Below are 15,231 nucleotides of genomic sequence, written 5' to 3' on the forward strand. Positions count from 1 at the left end.
CCCTGAAGTTCAATCGAGTCCGGCTTGTCCCTCGGCATGTCGATCGGTCGTGCCACGTCCGGTTCGGTGCGGCGGGCGACGACAGAATCGCGGATCGATTTCAGCTGTGAGAGCTGCTCCGCTGTCACCGTCATACTCTGGGTCAACTTCAGCGTATTCAGGCCCCATTGCTCCGCACCCTCGTTGCCCTTCTTGTCGCGCGCCGTCTCCGAAGGCGATGCAACGGGTCCAACGGGAAGCGCGTAAACCATGGCCACACGGCCCTGCTCCAGCTCCTGGAACACCGGCTGGCGCGCCACGGTGAGGTTTGGACCATATCCGCCAACCTTGATGCCAGCCTCGTCCATGATTTTGAGCGTCGAGATCATTCCTGCCTCGCCGCCTGCCGCCTCGCCAGCGCCCATCAGGTCAAAGCCGAGATCGGCCCAGTCAGCTGCCAATTCCTTCGGCGCCCAATTGTTGCCATAGCCATTGGGGCCAGCCCAGAAACGTCGGTCAACGATGAAAACCTCCGCGTTCCCGATCGTTGTGTCTGCATTGCGCAGAACCGATTTCAGTTCCGGGCTCATACGCTTGCCCATCGGTTCCTGCATCAGCACGTCACCGGCAAGTGCCAATGTGTAGTTCCCGGTCATCTTGTTGCGCAATTCCTTGGTTAGGTCGCGGACAACAAAACTTTTAGGGTCGGTGCGCGTGCGGGCCGATTGCGCGTCTGCTGTGGTCCACGCCGCGCTGAAGGCTGCAGATGTGGCGAGCAAATAGATGGACAGTTTTTTCATTCGATCTCTCCCTAAATAATGGCGGTGATTGAGCACTCCCAAACCCCTCCTCCCTTTCCTCTAACGCACGCGATCAATCGATAAAAACTTGATTTTTAGGAAAAGTTGATCGAATAATCCGATATGTCAGCCATTCCCCAAACCACTCTCGAACAATGGGCCGTGTTGCGCACGGTGATCGACGCGGGAAGTTTTGCCAAAGCCGCATCAAAACTCAACCGAAGCCAGTCCTCGGTCAGCTATGCCGTTTCAAGACTGCAGGACCGGCTGGGCGTACAACTCGTGGCAGTCACAGGACGAAAAGCGCATCTGACGGAAATCGGTCGCACGCTTCTCGCCGAAGCCGTTCCGCTGATCTCAGCCCTGGAGCGACTTGAGCTACGTGGAAAAGCAAATGATGCGGTCGGGCATGTGAGATTGCGACTGCTGGTGGATCCCGTATTCCCAAGGTCGATGCTGATTGATGCATTTGAAACAATCAAGAAAACCTATCCGCAGGTGGAGGTCATCCACTACGAATTGGTCAGAGGTGCAGAGCCGATCGAGCCAGAAAACTATGATCTCGCCATAAGGATTTCCAACGCGGTCACCGATTTCGCCCATCCTTTGACGGTGATCACCACCTTGATGGTGGCATGCCCAGGCCATCCGATTCTGGAACTGAATGCACCATTGGCACGAGATGCCCTATCCCTCTATCCCAGACTACAAGTCGTCGGTCACTTAGAGGGACAGGACCGACCAACCGCCGCGAGAGAGCCCAAATGGCGTGTCAACACATTCGATGCCGCATTGGCAGCGGTTCGTCATGGGCTGTGTTTTGGGCGACTGCCTATACATTTGATCGAAGACGATGTGAAAGCGGGGCGTCTGGTACCGCTGGAACTGGCAACCGGGATAAAGCATCAGGTCAGGTTAATGCTCGTCTATGCTGACGAACAAAATGCGCCACCGATTGTGCGAGTTTTCGCTTCATTGCTCATGGACGCCTGTCGCAGTGAAAAACAGTGAGCTGGCTATGGAGATGACATCACTAATATTGCTTCTATAATTATGTGAAACCCAAGCTCATGCGTGAAATGGAAGGTCGTCAGTGCCACGCATTGAATGGATGAGGAATGCCGACACCTTATTTTGTAGAACTGATGAGCTTGCGGTCAAAGAGCCAAATTATAGGTGCTCCCGCTATATCTGGCGATGCTGTCTGCACCACGCCGGACGATCACCTGTCATGCCTTTGAATAACCATCTCCACAAATCGCCTCAAAGCGCCGCTGACTTCGGCGCTTCGTGTCGCGAGGTTCAGTGGCGCGACGAGTTGGGTATCCCGCGCGATCTGGAGATATGCTATACCGTGTGTCTCCAAGCGAGCCATGGAACGGGGGACCAAGGAAATTCCGAGACCGGCTGCCACAAGGCTCAGCGTTGACAGCAGCCGTGGCGCTTCATGCTTGACCCGCGGACTAAATCCTGCGCTCAAGCATGCGGCAATGACGCTATCGTAGAGGCCCGGACCAGACGGACGTCGATAAAGAATGAAGTCTTCGCCCGCCAGTTCGGACAGGTGGATAGGATCGCGCTCGACGTCTGTCGACGCAAGTGGGTGGCTATCCGGAAGCGCCACGAGCATCTCTTCGTCAAGGATGTGAGATATGGTCAGCCCAGATGAATCTTCCACGGGCGACCTGATGAAGGCGACGTCGAGATGCTTGGCTCGAATGGCGTCGATCAGATCTTGCGTGCTCGATTCTTCGAGCTTCAGCGACACCCCAGGCCAGTTTTCGCTGAACGTTCGAACCGCCGATGTTACCATAGGATGGAAGGCCGCCGAACTGGTGAACCCGACCACCAGGCCCCCCTCGTCGCCACGCGCATTGTTTCGGGTCGCTTTCACCGCAAGCTCGACATCCTGAAGAATTGCCCTGGCCTTCTCCACGAATGTCTTGCCAGCCTCCGTGACCTCGACGCCGCGAGGCATCCGCCTAAACAATGTCGCACCGACCATGGCCTCCAGGCTTCGTATCTGCTGGCTGAGTGGGGGCTGTTGGATACCAAGCCGCTGCGCTGCGCGCGTGATATGCCCCTCGTCAGCAACCGCTACGGCGTATCGAAGATGGCGAAGCTCTATCACGACATACCTCCTGCATATGCATTTACCTTGATCCATATATTGGACAAGCGCTGCCGTGAAGCGTAAAAAAGGCACCATCCTAAACCAAATCGACAGGTCCAACTCATGGATAGCCATAGTCAACCATCCAACAAGGAACTTGCCGTTCCGGACATCCAGTCGCTTTTCGCGGGCTTTTTCATGCTCGGCCTGACGGGGTTTGGGGGCGTCCTGCCGCTTGCCCACCGCATGCTGGTCGAGACCCGGCAATGGCTGAGTGCGGAAGAGTTCACGGAACTGCTCGGTCTCTGCCAGTTCCTTCCAGGCGGAAACATCATCAACCTGTCGGTCGCGGTGGGTCTGAAGTTTCGGGGCGTTGCAGGTGCCTTGGCGGCCATTCTCGGTTTGATCGCCGCCCCCACCGCCATCGTCATCTGTCTCGGGGTCGTCTACGACCAGTTCCACGACAACGTCCACGTCCAACACGCATTTGCAGGACTTGCTGCGGCTGCCGCAGGTCTTTTGGTGTCCATGGCCATCAAGATCGTCCTACCGTTGCGTAGACGTCCGGTTGCCATTGCCATCGCCGCCGTATGCTTTCTCGCCATCGCTTTTTTTAACCTGCCTCTATTGCCCACGATGCTGGTGCTCTCCCCTATCAGTATCCTGGCAACGTGGAGGCTGGAGGCATGATGAGCACCCTGATAACCCTCGCCATCATCTTCACCCAGCTTTCGCTGCTGGCGTTCGGTGGTGGGAATTCCATCCTGCCGGAGATGCATCGCCAAGTCGTCGATGTGCGTCACTGGATGACTGCCCAGCAATTCGGAGCGCTGTTCGCCTTGGCCCAAGCGGCACCTGGCCCCAACCTGATGGTGGTCCCGCTCGTCGGCTGGCATGTCGCCGGCTGGGCAGGGGTGCTTGTCACGTCCGTTGCGAAGTTCGGTCCGTCATCGATCGTCACAGGCGTCGCTTTCCATCTCTGGAACCGATTCAAGGGCAGACCATGGCGGCGAATCGTTCAAAATGGTCTCGTTCCGATGACCGCAGGACTGGTCGCCGCCAGCGCAGCGGTTATAACCGCAGCATCTGCTCTCAACTGGGTTCTTGCCATTATCGTCACGGGCTGCGCAACCGTGTTGGTGAAGACGCGCGTCCACCCTCTGGTCGTGCTTGCAGTCGGCGCTTTGATCGGCCTGAGCGGATTTGGCCAAGCATAAAGATGATGAGCACGTTCTCTACATCTTAAGCGAGGATCAAGCGATAAGAGCCGATCCCTCGACGATGAACCTCGCGCTTGCACCTATACAGCAAGACATCCGCGACTAAAATCATTTCCGTAAAAACCAGCAACCAGATCTAAATGAGATTGCAGCACGCGTGGAGAGCCTGCCTCGCAGTGGTCCAAATGCCACAATGGCTGGTCACCAAACATTTTGGCTGGAATGAAACATACTTTGTCATTATGTCGATATGCTCATGATCACGAAGCCGATTAGAAGACTTAAATAGTCAAGTTAATTGGGGCGATAGAGCATGGGCAGCAATCTCAAAATTAAAATATGTAGGCACAACAAAATCCAAAATTATCATAGGGTGAAATGCCTTGCTCGCGTATCGATGCTCGCGATTGTAGCCACGTCAACCGCTCCTGCAAATGCCCAGGAAGCGACCAAACAGGAAGCAACTGTCCTTGAGCCGATAGTCGTAACGGGACGGAAAACAAAAGAGCAGTTAATTGACGTCCCTCAGAGCATAACGGTCGTTCGGCCACAAGCCATTGAGAGTAACGCACTTGATTCAAGTGGAGCAATAGCAGCAACGTCTCCAAACGTCGTATGGCAGAACTCAACCGTAGGACGACAGTTCTTTGCAATCCGCGGCATCAGCTCCCTGGGCATACCGAACAATTTTTCCGATGGCACGATTGGCTTCACGGTCGATGGCATACCCCAGAGTATGATGAGCTCTCAGAATATGCTCTTCGACATCGATCATGTGGAAGTTCTTCGCGGACCGCAGGGGACGCTTTGGGGCACGAACGCACTTGGCGGCGCAATCAATGTGACCACCAAACAGCCGGATGGAGAACATGAGGCGAAAATTACGACGGAATATGGCGAACATGGCTATGCCATGGGCGAAGCCACACTCGGCGGCGTGCTGATTCCAGACGCTCTGAACGGGAGAATGGCAATTCGTTTCAATCACTATGACGGGGATATCGACAGCCTGTTCACCGACGATCTCGGCGCACGCAAAATAGGTGCCTTCCGTGGAGGCCTGCAATTCAATGGCCTAGAGGACACGACGATCACGCTGACAGGTAATTATCTTCGTGACGATTCAAACGCCCCATTTTCTCTCTTGCGTGGAGCGCCGGGGTTCCCGATCAGCGGTGTCGTGACAGAACCTGACTATGTTACGACACATGCCGATGCCGGAGTGAATATCAAGCACGAGTTCGAGAATTTCTCCCTCACGTCCGTTACGGGCTTCCAGAATAACAAGATAAAGGCCCGGACTGAAGCAAACGATATCCTCATTCCATCGTTTTTCCCGTTGGTGGGGAGCAATGTATGGCTCGGTGTTGATGAGGAAAAAGCCTTCAGTCAGGAGATCCGACTGAACTCCCTTGAAGGCGACGATATCAGGTGGGTCGTGGGAGCGAGCCTCAATTACTCAGATCTCGACCACAGTTGCGCGGCTCCTCAATGCGCACCCTTCCCATATTCCGGTCTCGTCACCATGAATACCAATCTTCGTGCATTGAATCTTGGCCTGTTCGGTGACGCCTCCGTTCCGCTTGGCGAGAAATGGGAAGTGTCATTTGGTGGACGTCTGAGCCGTGATGACATCAAAGTAAAAAAGACCAATGATCTTGGGGTTCCCAGCCTCACGGGTGACAGCGATGCTGATGGAACCTATCTCACGGGACGCACCGCCCTCGCTTACAAATGGAGCGAAACCGCACAGACCTACGTCTCCATAGCGCGCGGACATGGAACGAGAATCTACCCGCTGTTTTCGTATCCGAACAACGGTATTGTCGCCGACGCCTACCCGGCGGCCGAAAACTGGACGTATGAACTTGGCACCAAGGTTGCAATGTTTGATGACCGTCTCGAATTGGACGGGAGTGTCTTTTATAACGATGTGAAGAACGGCGTCCTGAGCTATTTTGACCCCGGTATTGGAGGCTTCGCCACGACGTTCCAGAGTTATGAGACGTCGGGGTTCGAATTGCAGGCGCGCGCTGCAATTACAGACGAATTGAGCTTTAACGCGGGCTTGGGATATACACATACTCGGCTTGGATCTGACGGAGCAAGTTCGCTTTTTGAAGGAAACCGGGTTCCCAATATTCCGGAATGGAGTATCTCGGCGGGCTTGGCTTACGAAACGGATGCTGAGATGGTGGGCTTGCCAGGCTCCTTCAATGCGGCCATCGATTATCAGTACAGAAGCTCTCGCCCCGCTGATGTGCAGTCCACATTCGACCTTGACGCATATCACATCGTCAATGCTCGAATTGGCTGGAAAAACGATGGCGGAGATTTTGAACTTTACGGTTTCGGACGCAACCTGTTTGACGAACGTTATGAAACGTTCGGTGCTGCGGGGGCCTTCGGAAGCCAACTTGTTTCCGTCAGCCAGGGCCGCGTTCTAGGGGTCGGGGTTTCAAAGTCTTTCTGATTGGCCACGATCAGCAGCGTTAGATAGATTGTGCGTCTGCGCCAATACCGACTGCAAATGATTGGGAGTTTTTTTCTATGCCTATATTGGAAGAATTCGAGACAGAATTTGATCCTGATATGGTAGAAAAACCTCTCATCGTCGTGGGTGCGAAGAGGGCCATTGCCCACTGGGAAAAAGGTCAGCACGCGCACAGAAAGTCATCGCTTTTACTGAACCTCAGAGGAATGATGACGTGCGAAGCCGATGATGGCGTTTGGATCGTCCCTCCCCACTGTGCGCTATGGCTGCCCGCAGGGAAAGCGCATTCAGGGCGCATGTCGGGTAATATAGAATGTTACTCTGTCTTCATCGAACCCGAATTGATCACCATGCAGCCAAAGTCATGCGCAACACTTTCCGTTTCGCCCCTCTTTCGGGAATTGGTTCTCCGGTGCGCGCAATCGCCTGTCGACGCGCCATTCTTCGACGCGGATTTTCGGATCATGGCAGTCCTGTTAGATGAACTTGAGGCGGCAAAAGACGTGAAGCTTTCGTTTCCTATGCCAAAGTCAATTCCCCTTCGACAGCTTGCAGACCTGCTCCTTAAACATCCCAGTGACAAGGCGATATTAGCCCAATGGGCAGGCAGAATAGGATTGAGCGAACGCACCTTGAGCCGGTCTCTTCTCGGCGAAACTGGGATGAGCTTTGGCCGCTGGCGACGTCAAATGCATGTCGTCCTCGCCCTTCAACGACTTGGTGACGGTGAAACCGTTCAAAATGTTGCAATAGATCTGGGATATGAGAGCGCGAGCAGTTTCGTGACAATGTTTCGAAAGACTTTGGGCAAGCCGCCAGCCCGTTACCTGATGGAGCAAACCTACAGTCTGGCTGAAGAACGCTCGGCTTGAGATCGAGACACGAATCTCATCGACTTCTCTCCGTGGTCCGCAGCGGCACGGCTGTGAAGTAGTTAACGATCGTCTGCTTGTCCTGTACCTGAACACTCATTTCAATTTCAAAGAGCTTCGACAGATTGTCAGGAGTGAACACCTGATCCGGCCCCCCATCGCAGAAGATGCGCCCATCCTTCATTCCGATAACCCGATCAGAATGAGCCGCTGCAAAATTAATGTCGTGCAGCACTGTGATAATTGTCTTGTTGAGTTCGTCAGCGGCACGCCTCAACAGGTGCATGGTAATTGCAGCATGCTTGATATCCAGACTGTTCAATGGCTCATCGAGCAACAGATAATCGGTATCCTGGCAAAGCACCATGGCGAGAAAAACGCGTTGCCTTTGACCGCCTGACAGCTCGTCGACGAATCGCTCTTTGAGGCCAGTCATGCCGAGGTAATTCAATGCGTTGTCAACATGTTGGCGATCTTCTGGCGTCAGCCGGCCCCGCGAATATGGATAGCGTCCAAAAGCCACCAAATCCGAAACGGTCAGGCGCACGGAAAAATGATTGTCCTGCCTGAGAATAGAGAGAAGCGTCGCGAGATGCCGGGACGGTATAGATGCTATGCTCGTTCCATCTATCGTTACGGTACCACTCGTTGGAGGTATGAGTCGACTGATGAGGGACAGGAGCGTTGATTTTCCCGCACCGTTGGGACCGATAATCGACGTCACTCCGCCACGCGGAATCCTGACGGACACGTTATCGACAACCACGGTCTCGCCGTAGCGCTTTGTCAGGCCCCGTGTTTCGATCAAGTTGCTCTCCGGGTAATGAGGAACAGAAAAACAATGCCCCCGAAAAATTCAATGACGATGCTCAGGCTTGTTGTGAAAGCAAACAGGCGTTCAAGTATGAACTGACCCGCTATAAGCGCCGTCGAAGCGATACATACCGCTGCCGGTAAAATGACCGCATGTCGGTGGGTACCGACGATCCGATAGGCCAGATGTGCGACAAGCAAGCCGAAAAACGTGACCGGCCCAACCAGTGCGGTCGACACCGACACCAGTACCGAGACGAGAAAAAGCGCCACTCTTATGGCTCGAGAATAATCCAGCCCGAGACTGATTGCAGTGTCTCGGCCAAGGGCGAGAACGTCGAGATCGCTTCGCATCCGCCAACCGATCACCGACGCGCCACCGATTAAAATCGCCGAAATTCCTAATAGATCAGCATGAATAAGATTAAAGCTCGCAAACAGACGATCCTGCAGCACGGCGAACTCACCAGGATCAATCACACGCTGAAGGAAACTGGAAACGCTGCGCAGGAGGATTCCAAACATCAGACCTGCCAGCGCAACGAACTGTAGATCTCTTTTTTTTCCGCTCAACATCCATCGATAGATCAGTACCGATGCGCCGACCATCACCCCGGTCTGTAGAAGAAAGACGATCTGTAGGTTTGTGTTGCTTACCGACAAGTGCCCGAATCCATAAGCCATGACCGTTTGTATGAGGATATAGAATGCGTCGAATCCCAAGATTGAGGGTGTGAGAATTCGATTTTCGGTTATCGTTTGGAACAGCACCGTTGACGTGGCCACAGCATAGGCAACCAGCACCAGGCCTGCGAGCTTCTGTGTTCTAAGACCAAGAGCATAGGACCAGTTCTGCCCAAGATTGACAGTGAGAAAGGCAATAGCTGCTATAATGGAGAGAGCGGCAAGCAAGATAAGCACCACCGCCGGGCTGCGTCCGTTGATCGGTTCAGCCATATCGTGATGCCGCACGCTTGAGGAGGAGCAAGAAGATTGCGCTGCCGATCACACCGACGATTGATCCCAAGGGTATCTCGTACGGCCTTATAATCGTCCGCCCCACGATGTCGCAGCCGAGCACGAATGCAGCGCCCAGTAATGCCGTCCACGGGACCGCTCTCCTGACATTGTCGCCAATAATCATGCTCACGACGTTCGGTACCACCAGTCCCACAAAGGGAACCGCGCCAACCGTCGCAACAACGGATGCCGTCACAAGGGCGACAACTCCAAGCCCAACGAACAATGTTCTTCGAAAGTTCATGCCGAGGTTAGCCGATATGTCCTGGCCAAGCCCGGCAAGGGTGAAACGATCCGCAATCGCATAGGCAGCAACAGCCGCAATAAATGAAATCCATAGCAGCTCATATCGGCCACGAAGCACCATTGAAAAATCCCCCGTCGACCATCCGACGAGTGATTGAAGAACATCGAAGCGGTAAGCAATGAACGTGGCGGCTGCGTTGATCACACCGCCAAGCATCAAGCCGACCAAGGGAACCAAGAGAGGTGACCGCAAAGGCGTGCGTTCGAGCACAGCGAGAAACACAGCAGTGCCAAGCAATGCGGCTGCGACCGACACGAGCATTTTGAAGAGAACAGATAGGCCGGGTGCAATCAGCGTCACAAGGAGAAGACCAAATATTGCCGATTCTATCGTCCCGGATGTGCCCGGTTCCACGAATCGATTCCGCGATAGCATTTGCATGATAGAACCTGCGATCGCCATAGAAGCGCCCGCCAGGACAAGAGCGATCGTGCGCGGAAGACGGCTCGAAAGGAGGATTAATCTCGCCTTTTCGCCCTGCCCAAAAAACAGATCATAGGGCGATAAAGCCACTGCGCCAACCAGGAGGCTTGCGAGCACCAGTGCGGCGAGACCACATATGCCGATAACGAAATACTTCACTGCGATGCCACCAGCGAAACCTGCTTTTCACTGCGGGCTGGACAGAGCTTTGGAAAGCTCGTCGGCCATCGCCTGCATCGCGATCAAACCATCGCTGACAACGTACCAATGGACGGGATCGAGATAGACGACGTGCCCCATCTTCCAGGCTTTCGTTTGTCTGATCAGTTCATTGTCGACAATCTGTTTTGCTGAAGCGCCGACTTCTCCGATCGCGGCGTCGCGATCAATGACAAAAAGCCAATCAGGATCGGTTTCAAGCACGAACTCAGGTGAGACAATCTGCCCGTGAAAGCTGGTGTCGAAGTTTTTAACAGCTGGCGTTATGCCAAACGTATCATAGATCATGCCAAACCACGTCCCCGGCCCCATAGCCGACATCTTGCCACCTGTGGTCATGATCAAAAGGCCGTTTCCAGTGGCGTGCGCCTTCTCTCTAACCACCTCGATCGACTGCCGTAGTTTGGTCACCCGTTCGGAAACTTCTGTCTGCTTGCCAAATATCTCTCCTAGCTCCTCCGCATATTTGATTGTGCTTCCGAGCCGATCCTTCAGATCAGGAGTAAGGTCGATCGTCGGGGCGATCCTGGAGACCTCCTTGTATTTAGGGCTTGAGCGACCACCAACAATTATCAGATCGGGGGCCATCGCATCGAGGACCTCGTAGTCCGGCTCAAAGACAGAGCCGACCTTCCTATATTCTTGACCATCGAATTTATGCAGATACGGCGCGTAAATTCGATTTGGCACGCCTTGCACGTCAATGCCGATCGCATACAGGGTGTCGAGCGCCGAAATATCTAACGTTGCAACGATTTCCGGATATTTCTTGATCTGCGTTTCACCCATCGCATGTTGAACTGTAACATCATTGGCATGAGCGATACCTGACGGCGCGAAAAAGGAAAACAACGTGAACGTCGCAGCGAAGTAAGGTGTAATTCTTAACATGATTGGTCCCAGAGCATCAGGCGAAAGCGGTAGCTAGATAGCGTCCATCATCCGGCTCGAAAATAACATGACCCGATATGTCACGTTTACCTGTCTTGCGCATATCGGCATATGGACAAAGTATATCGCAACCCGGCCAGATTCGCTTGCCATCGAGTGCGCCTCCAAGCCCGGTCGGATCGAAAGTGTTGCAGACAGCTACTTATCAGGCGCATCTGACAAGAGACGCTCGGCAAAACCCAAGGCCTCCTCTTTGGAGCCCGCAACAAGCAACGGATAGCCCCAGAATTTTGCAAATGTAACGGCAAAAGCCTTCATCGCCAGCCGTTTTGCAGCTCCGGGCTCGATGTGGACCATGCCCTTGACATACGTTCGAAGCTCCTGCTTGTGCTTTTTCATCCAAAGAGAGGTTTGCTTTTTTTCCTCCTGCGTATGCTCGTGCTCAGCTTGTTCAAGTGTTTGGCTTAGAAAGACAAACTCTTCCCTCCGTAGAAGAAGCGCTGCAAGTTTTTCGAAATCCTCCGTGTGGTCATGCTCCGCCTCTTCGTGATTGTGAAAGAAGTCCACCCAGACATAGGGAAACTTGGAAGCATCGATATTCATGACATTCTCCATGGACGTTGTAAGAACTGACTTGCCGTGAGGCATCGTAGATATTCCGCTTGAATGCCCGAGACCGTTCCCCAAATGGTGGTGAGCCCAAAACTCATAGAGCAGCCCTTCCGCATGGTTTCGCCAAGAAAAAGGCGCTACCGCCGTCTTAAAGCCACCAAATCGTCAGCCTCCGCGGCATCGTTGCGAGACTCGCTCGGGGGAAGGCAATTAATTGCTTTAATGATGATTAGGGTAACCAATGATTTGTGCAGCTATCACAAGGTCGACAGCTAACGACGACATATGTTGAGTTGACACTTCATTTTATCTGGATCCAGACTTGGCGTCATTGCGCAATTCGGTCAATTTACTTTCGCAGTCAGCCAAGATGTAGTTCCCCAAGCGTTGGGAAGCCTTGGGTCTCAAGGCGGATGCGAAGCGAAAAAACATTACCGAAGCAGCGGCGCGGGATACAGCAATAGGTCGGATCCCGGTGGGCCAATGGCGACTCGGGAAGAAGTTGCCTAGATGACCGTATTCCTAGCATCGGAGCAAACAAGCTACGTTACGGGGGTTCATATCGGCAGGGATTGAGGCCAGACAGCTACGGTGCTTTGATGGGAACGGCTGGAAAAAACTCTCCAGCCGTGAATCCATAGGACGATCATGAGGGAAGCGAAAACTTATCGTCTAGGGGCGCAGGTTGCCTTCTAATGTCAGACTGTTGGTTTCCATGTGGAACTGAGCCGGTTTTTCCACCGAGAAGTGAGCCACCTCTGACTATGGTTTTATGATTGGGTTTTGGTCAAGGGATTGGCTTTTTCTCCTCTCTTGTTTGCTGCGGCTGCCGAACTGGCCCTGAAGCGGAAGCTGTCATTACCTGTTTCCAGGATATGGCAGCGATGGGTCAAACGATCGAGCAATGCCGTCGTCATCTTGGCGTCGCCGAAGACGGTTGCCCATTCGCTAAAGCTGAGGTTGGTGGTTATCACCACGCTGGTCCGCTCATAGAGCTTGCTCAACAGGTGGAAGAGCAGCGCTCCGCCTGAAGCGCTGAATGGAAGGTATCCGAGCTCATCAAGGATCAGCAGATCAAGGCGGACCAAGGTCTCAGCGATCTGGCCTGCCTTGCCTTTGGCCTTCTCCTGCTCAAGTGCGTTGACCAATTCGATGGTTGAGAAGAAGCGGACCTTTCGACGGTGATGTTCGATAGCCTGGATTCCAAGGGCCGTCGCCACGTGGGTTTTGCCTGTGCCCGGTCCGCCGACGAGCACGATATTCTGCGCTCCGTCAATGAACTCGCATCTGTGCAACTGGCGCACCGTCGCTTCGTTGATCTCGCTGGCGGCAAAGTCGTATCCAGAGATGTCCTTGTAGGCAGGGAAGCGTGCAGCCTTCATATGATAGGCGATGGAGCGGACCTCGCGCTCGGCCATCTCGGCTTTCAGCAACTGGGAGAGGATCGGCACGGCTGCATCAAAAGCTGGAGCACCTTGCTCGATCAGGTCTGTGACGGCTGACACCGACCGCAACGCGGCGCAGGAGAGCGCCCGTGATGCCCTAATATCCGACATCGAGGTACTCGAAGACGAAACAAACCTAGGAGATGTACGTGCCAAGACCACCATGTTCCTTGGCGCCATCGGCAACACGCTCACCGAGTGGGCTCGTGAACAAAAACTGGAGTATTCGGCCGGGTTTCTAACTTTCGACATCCGAGGCCCGCGGCTGGTCAGCCAACTTCCCGACGAGACTGTTCCGTTCTCTCGCTTCGGAAGCGGCCGAAATTGGGTCTGGTACCATCTGCTGGGCCATATGGCACTCCACGCGTGGTTCCGCGGCAACAATCGACCCGTACCCTCGTTTATCGTTCTTGATCAGCCATCACAGGTGTACTTCCCGTCGGTCGCGGGTGCGCGGGACAAAGAGGACTGGCAAGAGGTGAAGCGCATCTACCATTGGCTATTCAAAGTGGCGGCCGAAATGGAAGGCGGTTTCCAGATCATCGTCACTGACCATGCAAGGTTCGAAGACGACAAAGAATTCATGCGGCACCTGAGGCATGATTGGTGGAATGAAGAGACGTTGGTTCCCATGGATTGGCCGAACGGCTGACCGGTAAAGACACGTTCGCGGGCGGTGTCACCGGCAGCATCATGAATGATCGAAGCTCGCCGCCAAAAGTTGCGGCGGGTGGATCGAGGCTAGTTTCCACGTGAACTGAGCCCGTCGCCGCCAGCCGAACGTTCCTTAAGTGACACCCCACGCTCGAAACCTCCCCCTGCCCGTCATCTCCCTCAAGCCCAGCTCCAAAACGATCCGCCGCGCCGCCTGCGGCGTCACCTCCAACGTCTTCGCTACCATCCCGGCCGACACCAACGGCTTCGCCATCACCAGCTCAACGAGTTCCGGCAATTTCGAGGACGTCCGCCTTCCTTCCATTTTTCGCTCGAACATCGAGCGCGCCAGCGCCAGCCGGTCATGCTCTTTCATGCCGATCTCGGCGGCCGCTAAAAATCCGTGGGCAATGGCGAGCAGCCGGGTCTCCCGATCGCGATGACGGCGCCGATCGACGGGAATGGTTTTCAGGCCGAGATTGATGGCGGCGAGATGGGCGCCTGACGTGACGCCGGCCTGACGCAGGATCGAGGCGGAAAACAGCCGGCCAAGCCAGGGCGCGTGCTGCAGGACGGCAAGCTCGTTCCAGGCATCGAGGGCGACGATCGCCTGCAGCACCGCCGGCAAGTTTTCGGCTTGCCGCAACACGCCGCGCCATTCGTCGAGCCGGGCATCCTCGTCCCAATCGAGATCATAGACCAGCGGATCGGCCGGAGCCCGGCCGGGCTTTTTGGCTCGTTCGATCGCAGCGTCAGAGCGCGCGAGCAGCGCATCGATAGCAGCATAGTCGACGCCGGGAAGATCTTGAGCGTCGTCGGTGTCATCCCCCTCCCCTTCCGCGTCGATCGCGATCGCCGGTCGAATAACTCCGGTCGTCGTAGCCTCGTCGCCGCCGCCCGCCCAGATCTCCGAGGTCTTCCGCAGCGAGCGGATGCCGTCGGTAGAGAACGCCCAATCCGGAGATTGGCCGGCGATCCGCCGACGAGTGCGCAGGACGTCGCGGGCGATTGTCAGCTCATGGGTCGGTGTGCGAATATCCTTTGTGGCGTCGTGGAGGACGAGGTCTTCGAGGTGGACAAGTTCTCCGTCGATCCACAGCGAGGCGCAGGCATCGGTGAAGTGGGCGCGTTCGATCCAGCCCGCACCGACCGGCGAGCGGGCAATGCGCTCGTCCAACCGCGTGAGAGCAATACCGGCGTCGAAAGCCGGCCGCATCAAGGTCCTCATGCTGATTTTCGCGAGATCATAAGCCATTGAAATCGTGGTAAATGATTTCTTACACGAATGCTATCAAGATAATAGGGTTCTTCACATTGTATGGTTTTGGGTTGAGCTTCTAACCATCGATAAGTACCAATTATCAGATAT

15 protein-coding genes are annotated in these 15,231 nt (G+C 54.7%); 6 read left to right on the forward strand and 9 right to left on the reverse strand.

Translation table 11 applies throughout. The annotated features are described in order from the left end of the window. Positions 1–779: CapA family protein (locus tag ABUK73_RS20220; protein WP_353578865.1), on the reverse strand; the 779-nt coding region annotated here is incomplete at its 3' end. Between the two features lie 123 nt (positions 780–902). On the opposite strand from ABUK73_RS20220, the gene ABUK73_RS20225 reads away from it, so the two are divergent. Continuing rightward, a complete protein-coding gene (locus tag ABUK73_RS20225) occupies positions 903–1,790 on the forward strand; it encodes a LysR family transcriptional regulator (protein WP_353578866.1) in 888 nt (295 codons plus the stop codon). Between the two features lie 211 nt (positions 1,791–2,001). Here the strand turns inward: ABUK73_RS20225 and ABUK73_RS20230 are convergent, their stop codons facing one another. Then, on the reverse strand, positions 2,002–2,910 hold the full coding sequence (locus ABUK73_RS20230) for a LysR family transcriptional regulator (protein ID WP_353578867.1): 909 nt from the start codon (positions 2,908–2,910) through the stop codon (positions 2,002–2,004). A 105-nt stretch (positions 2,911–3,015) separates the two neighbouring features. Between ABUK73_RS20230 and ABUK73_RS20235 the strand changes: the two genes are divergently transcribed. The 4 genes from ABUK73_RS20235 to ABUK73_RS20250 all read left to right on the forward strand — a co-directional run bounded on the left by ABUK73_RS20235 (position 3,016) and on the right by ABUK73_RS20250 (position 7,478). Then, positions 3,016–3,582, forward strand: a complete 567-nt coding sequence (locus ABUK73_RS20235; protein WP_353578868.1) for a chromate transporter — start codon at positions 3,016–3,018, stop codon at positions 3,580–3,582. Continuing rightward, positions 3,582–4,109, forward strand: coding sequence for a chromate transporter (locus ABUK73_RS20240; protein ID WP_353578869.1), 528 nt, complete (start codon positions 3,582–3,584; stop codon positions 4,107–4,109). Before ABUK73_RS20235 ends, ABUK73_RS20240 begins: the two co-directional genes overlap by 1 nt. 316 nt (positions 4,110–4,425) lie before the next feature. After that, positions 4,426–6,585 carry a TonB-dependent receptor gene (locus ABUK73_RS20245; protein WP_353578870.1) on the forward strand — a complete coding sequence of 720 codons (2,160 nt, stop codon included), beginning with the start codon at positions 4,426–4,428 and terminating at the stop codon, positions 6,583–6,585. Positions 6,586–6,662: 77 nt separating this feature from the next. Next, a complete protein-coding gene (locus ABUK73_RS20250) occupies positions 6,663–7,478 on the forward strand; it encodes an AraC family transcriptional regulator (RefSeq protein WP_353578871.1) in 816 nt (271 codons plus the stop codon). Between the two features lie 16 nt (positions 7,479–7,494). Here ABUK73_RS20250 and ABUK73_RS20255 read toward each other — a convergent pair whose 3' ends face one another. From ABUK73_RS20255 to istB, 6 genes are all read right to left on the reverse strand, one after another. Beyond that, entirely contained in the window at positions 7,495–8,286 is a 792-nt protein-coding gene (locus ABUK73_RS20255) for an iron ABC transporter ATP-binding protein (RefSeq protein ID WP_353578872.1), read from the reverse strand. After that, positions 8,283–9,248: an iron chelate uptake ABC transporter family permease subunit gene (locus ABUK73_RS20260; protein WP_353578873.1), complete on the reverse strand. Its 966-nt coding sequence runs from the start codon at positions 9,246–9,248 to the stop codon at positions 8,283–8,285. The genes ABUK73_RS20255 and ABUK73_RS20260 overlap by 4 nt, the downstream gene beginning before the upstream one ends. Further along, positions 9,241–10,200 (reverse strand): ABC transporter permease, encoded by a 960-nt coding sequence (locus tag ABUK73_RS20265; protein WP_353578874.1) that lies wholly within the window; start codon positions 10,198–10,200, stop codon positions 9,241–9,243. Before ABUK73_RS20265 ends, ABUK73_RS20260 begins: the two co-directional genes overlap by 8 nt. A 27-nt stretch (positions 10,201–10,227) precedes the next feature. Beyond that, positions 10,228–11,151, reverse strand: a complete 924-nt coding sequence (locus tag ABUK73_RS20270) for a siderophore ABC transporter substrate-binding protein (RefSeq protein WP_353578875.1) — start codon at positions 11,149–11,151, stop codon at positions 10,228–10,230. A gap of 198 nt (positions 11,152–11,349) precedes the next feature. Beyond that, the gene (locus ABUK73_RS20275) at positions 11,350–11,754 is read right to left on the reverse strand and encodes a hypothetical protein (RefSeq protein WP_353578876.1); all 405 of its coding nucleotides are present in this window, start codon (positions 11,752–11,754) and stop codon (positions 11,350–11,352) included. Between the two features lie 779 nt (positions 11,755–12,533). Further along, positions 12,534–13,319 carry an IS21-like element helper ATPase IstB gene (istB, locus tag ABUK73_RS20280; RefSeq protein ID WP_353578877.1) on the reverse strand — a complete coding sequence of 262 codons (786 nt, stop codon included), beginning with the start codon at positions 13,317–13,319 and terminating at the stop codon, positions 12,534–12,536. Between istB and ABUK73_RS20285 the strand changes: the two genes are divergently transcribed. Beyond that, positions 13,255–13,860 (forward strand): DUF3732 domain-containing protein, encoded by a 606-nt coding sequence (locus tag ABUK73_RS20285; protein ID WP_353578878.1) that lies wholly within the window; start codon positions 13,255–13,257, stop codon positions 13,858–13,860. The genes istB and ABUK73_RS20285 overlap by 65 nt on opposite strands. Before the next feature lie 135 nt (positions 13,861–13,995). On the opposite strand, the gene ABUK73_RS20290 is transcribed toward ABUK73_RS20285, so the two are convergent. After that, positions 13,996–15,117 (reverse strand): RHE_PE00001 family protein, encoded by a 1,122-nt coding sequence (locus tag ABUK73_RS20290; protein ID WP_353578879.1) that lies wholly within the window; start codon positions 15,115–15,117, stop codon positions 13,996–13,998. Positions 15,118–15,231 lie beyond the last annotated feature (114 nt).

The sequence above is a fragment of the Agrobacterium vacciniicorymbosi genome (assembly GCF_040427045.1).
Taxonomy (GTDB): Bacteria; Pseudomonadota; Alphaproteobacteria; order Rhizobiales; family Rhizobiaceae; genus Agrobacterium.

What these genes read in the sequence shown, in the direction of transcription:
- ABUK73_RS20260 (WP_353578873.1), bottom strand. Translation starts at nt 9,248, where the DNA reads ATGGCTGAACCGATCAACGGACGCAGCCCGGCGGTGGTGCTTATCTTG.
- ABUK73_RS20250 (WP_353578871.1), top strand. Translation starts at nt 6,663, where the DNA reads ATGCCTATATTGGAAGAATTCGAGACAGAATTTGATCCTGATATGGTA.
- ABUK73_RS20225 (WP_353578866.1), top strand. Translation starts at nt 903, where the DNA reads ATGTCAGCCATTCCCCAAACCACTCTCGAACAATGGGCCGTGTTGCGC.
- ABUK73_RS20290 (WP_353578879.1), bottom strand. Translation starts at nt 15,117, where the DNA reads ATGGCTTATGATCTCGCGAAAATCAGCATGAGGACCTTGATGCGGCCG.
- ABUK73_RS20270 (WP_353578875.1), bottom strand. Translation starts at nt 11,151, where the DNA reads ATGTTAAGAATTACACCTTACTTCGCTGCGACGTTCACGTTGTTTTCC.
- istB (WP_353578877.1), bottom strand. Translation starts at nt 13,319, where the DNA reads ATGTCGGATATTAGGGCATCACGGGCGCTCTCCTGCGCCGCGTTGCGG.
- ABUK73_RS20245 (WP_353578870.1), top strand. Translation starts at nt 4,426, where the DNA reads ATGGGCAGCAATCTCAAAATTAAAATATGTAGGCACAACAAAATCCAA.
- ABUK73_RS20240 (WP_353578869.1), top strand. Translation starts at nt 3,582, where the DNA reads ATGAGCACCCTGATAACCCTCGCCATCATCTTCACCCAGCTTTCGCTG.
- ABUK73_RS20275 (WP_353578876.1), bottom strand. Translation starts at nt 11,754, where the DNA reads ATGAATATCGATGCTTCCAAGTTTCCCTATGTCTGGGTGGACTTCTTT.
- ABUK73_RS20235 (WP_353578868.1), top strand. Translation starts at nt 3,016, where the DNA reads ATGGATAGCCATAGTCAACCATCCAACAAGGAACTTGCCGTTCCGGAC.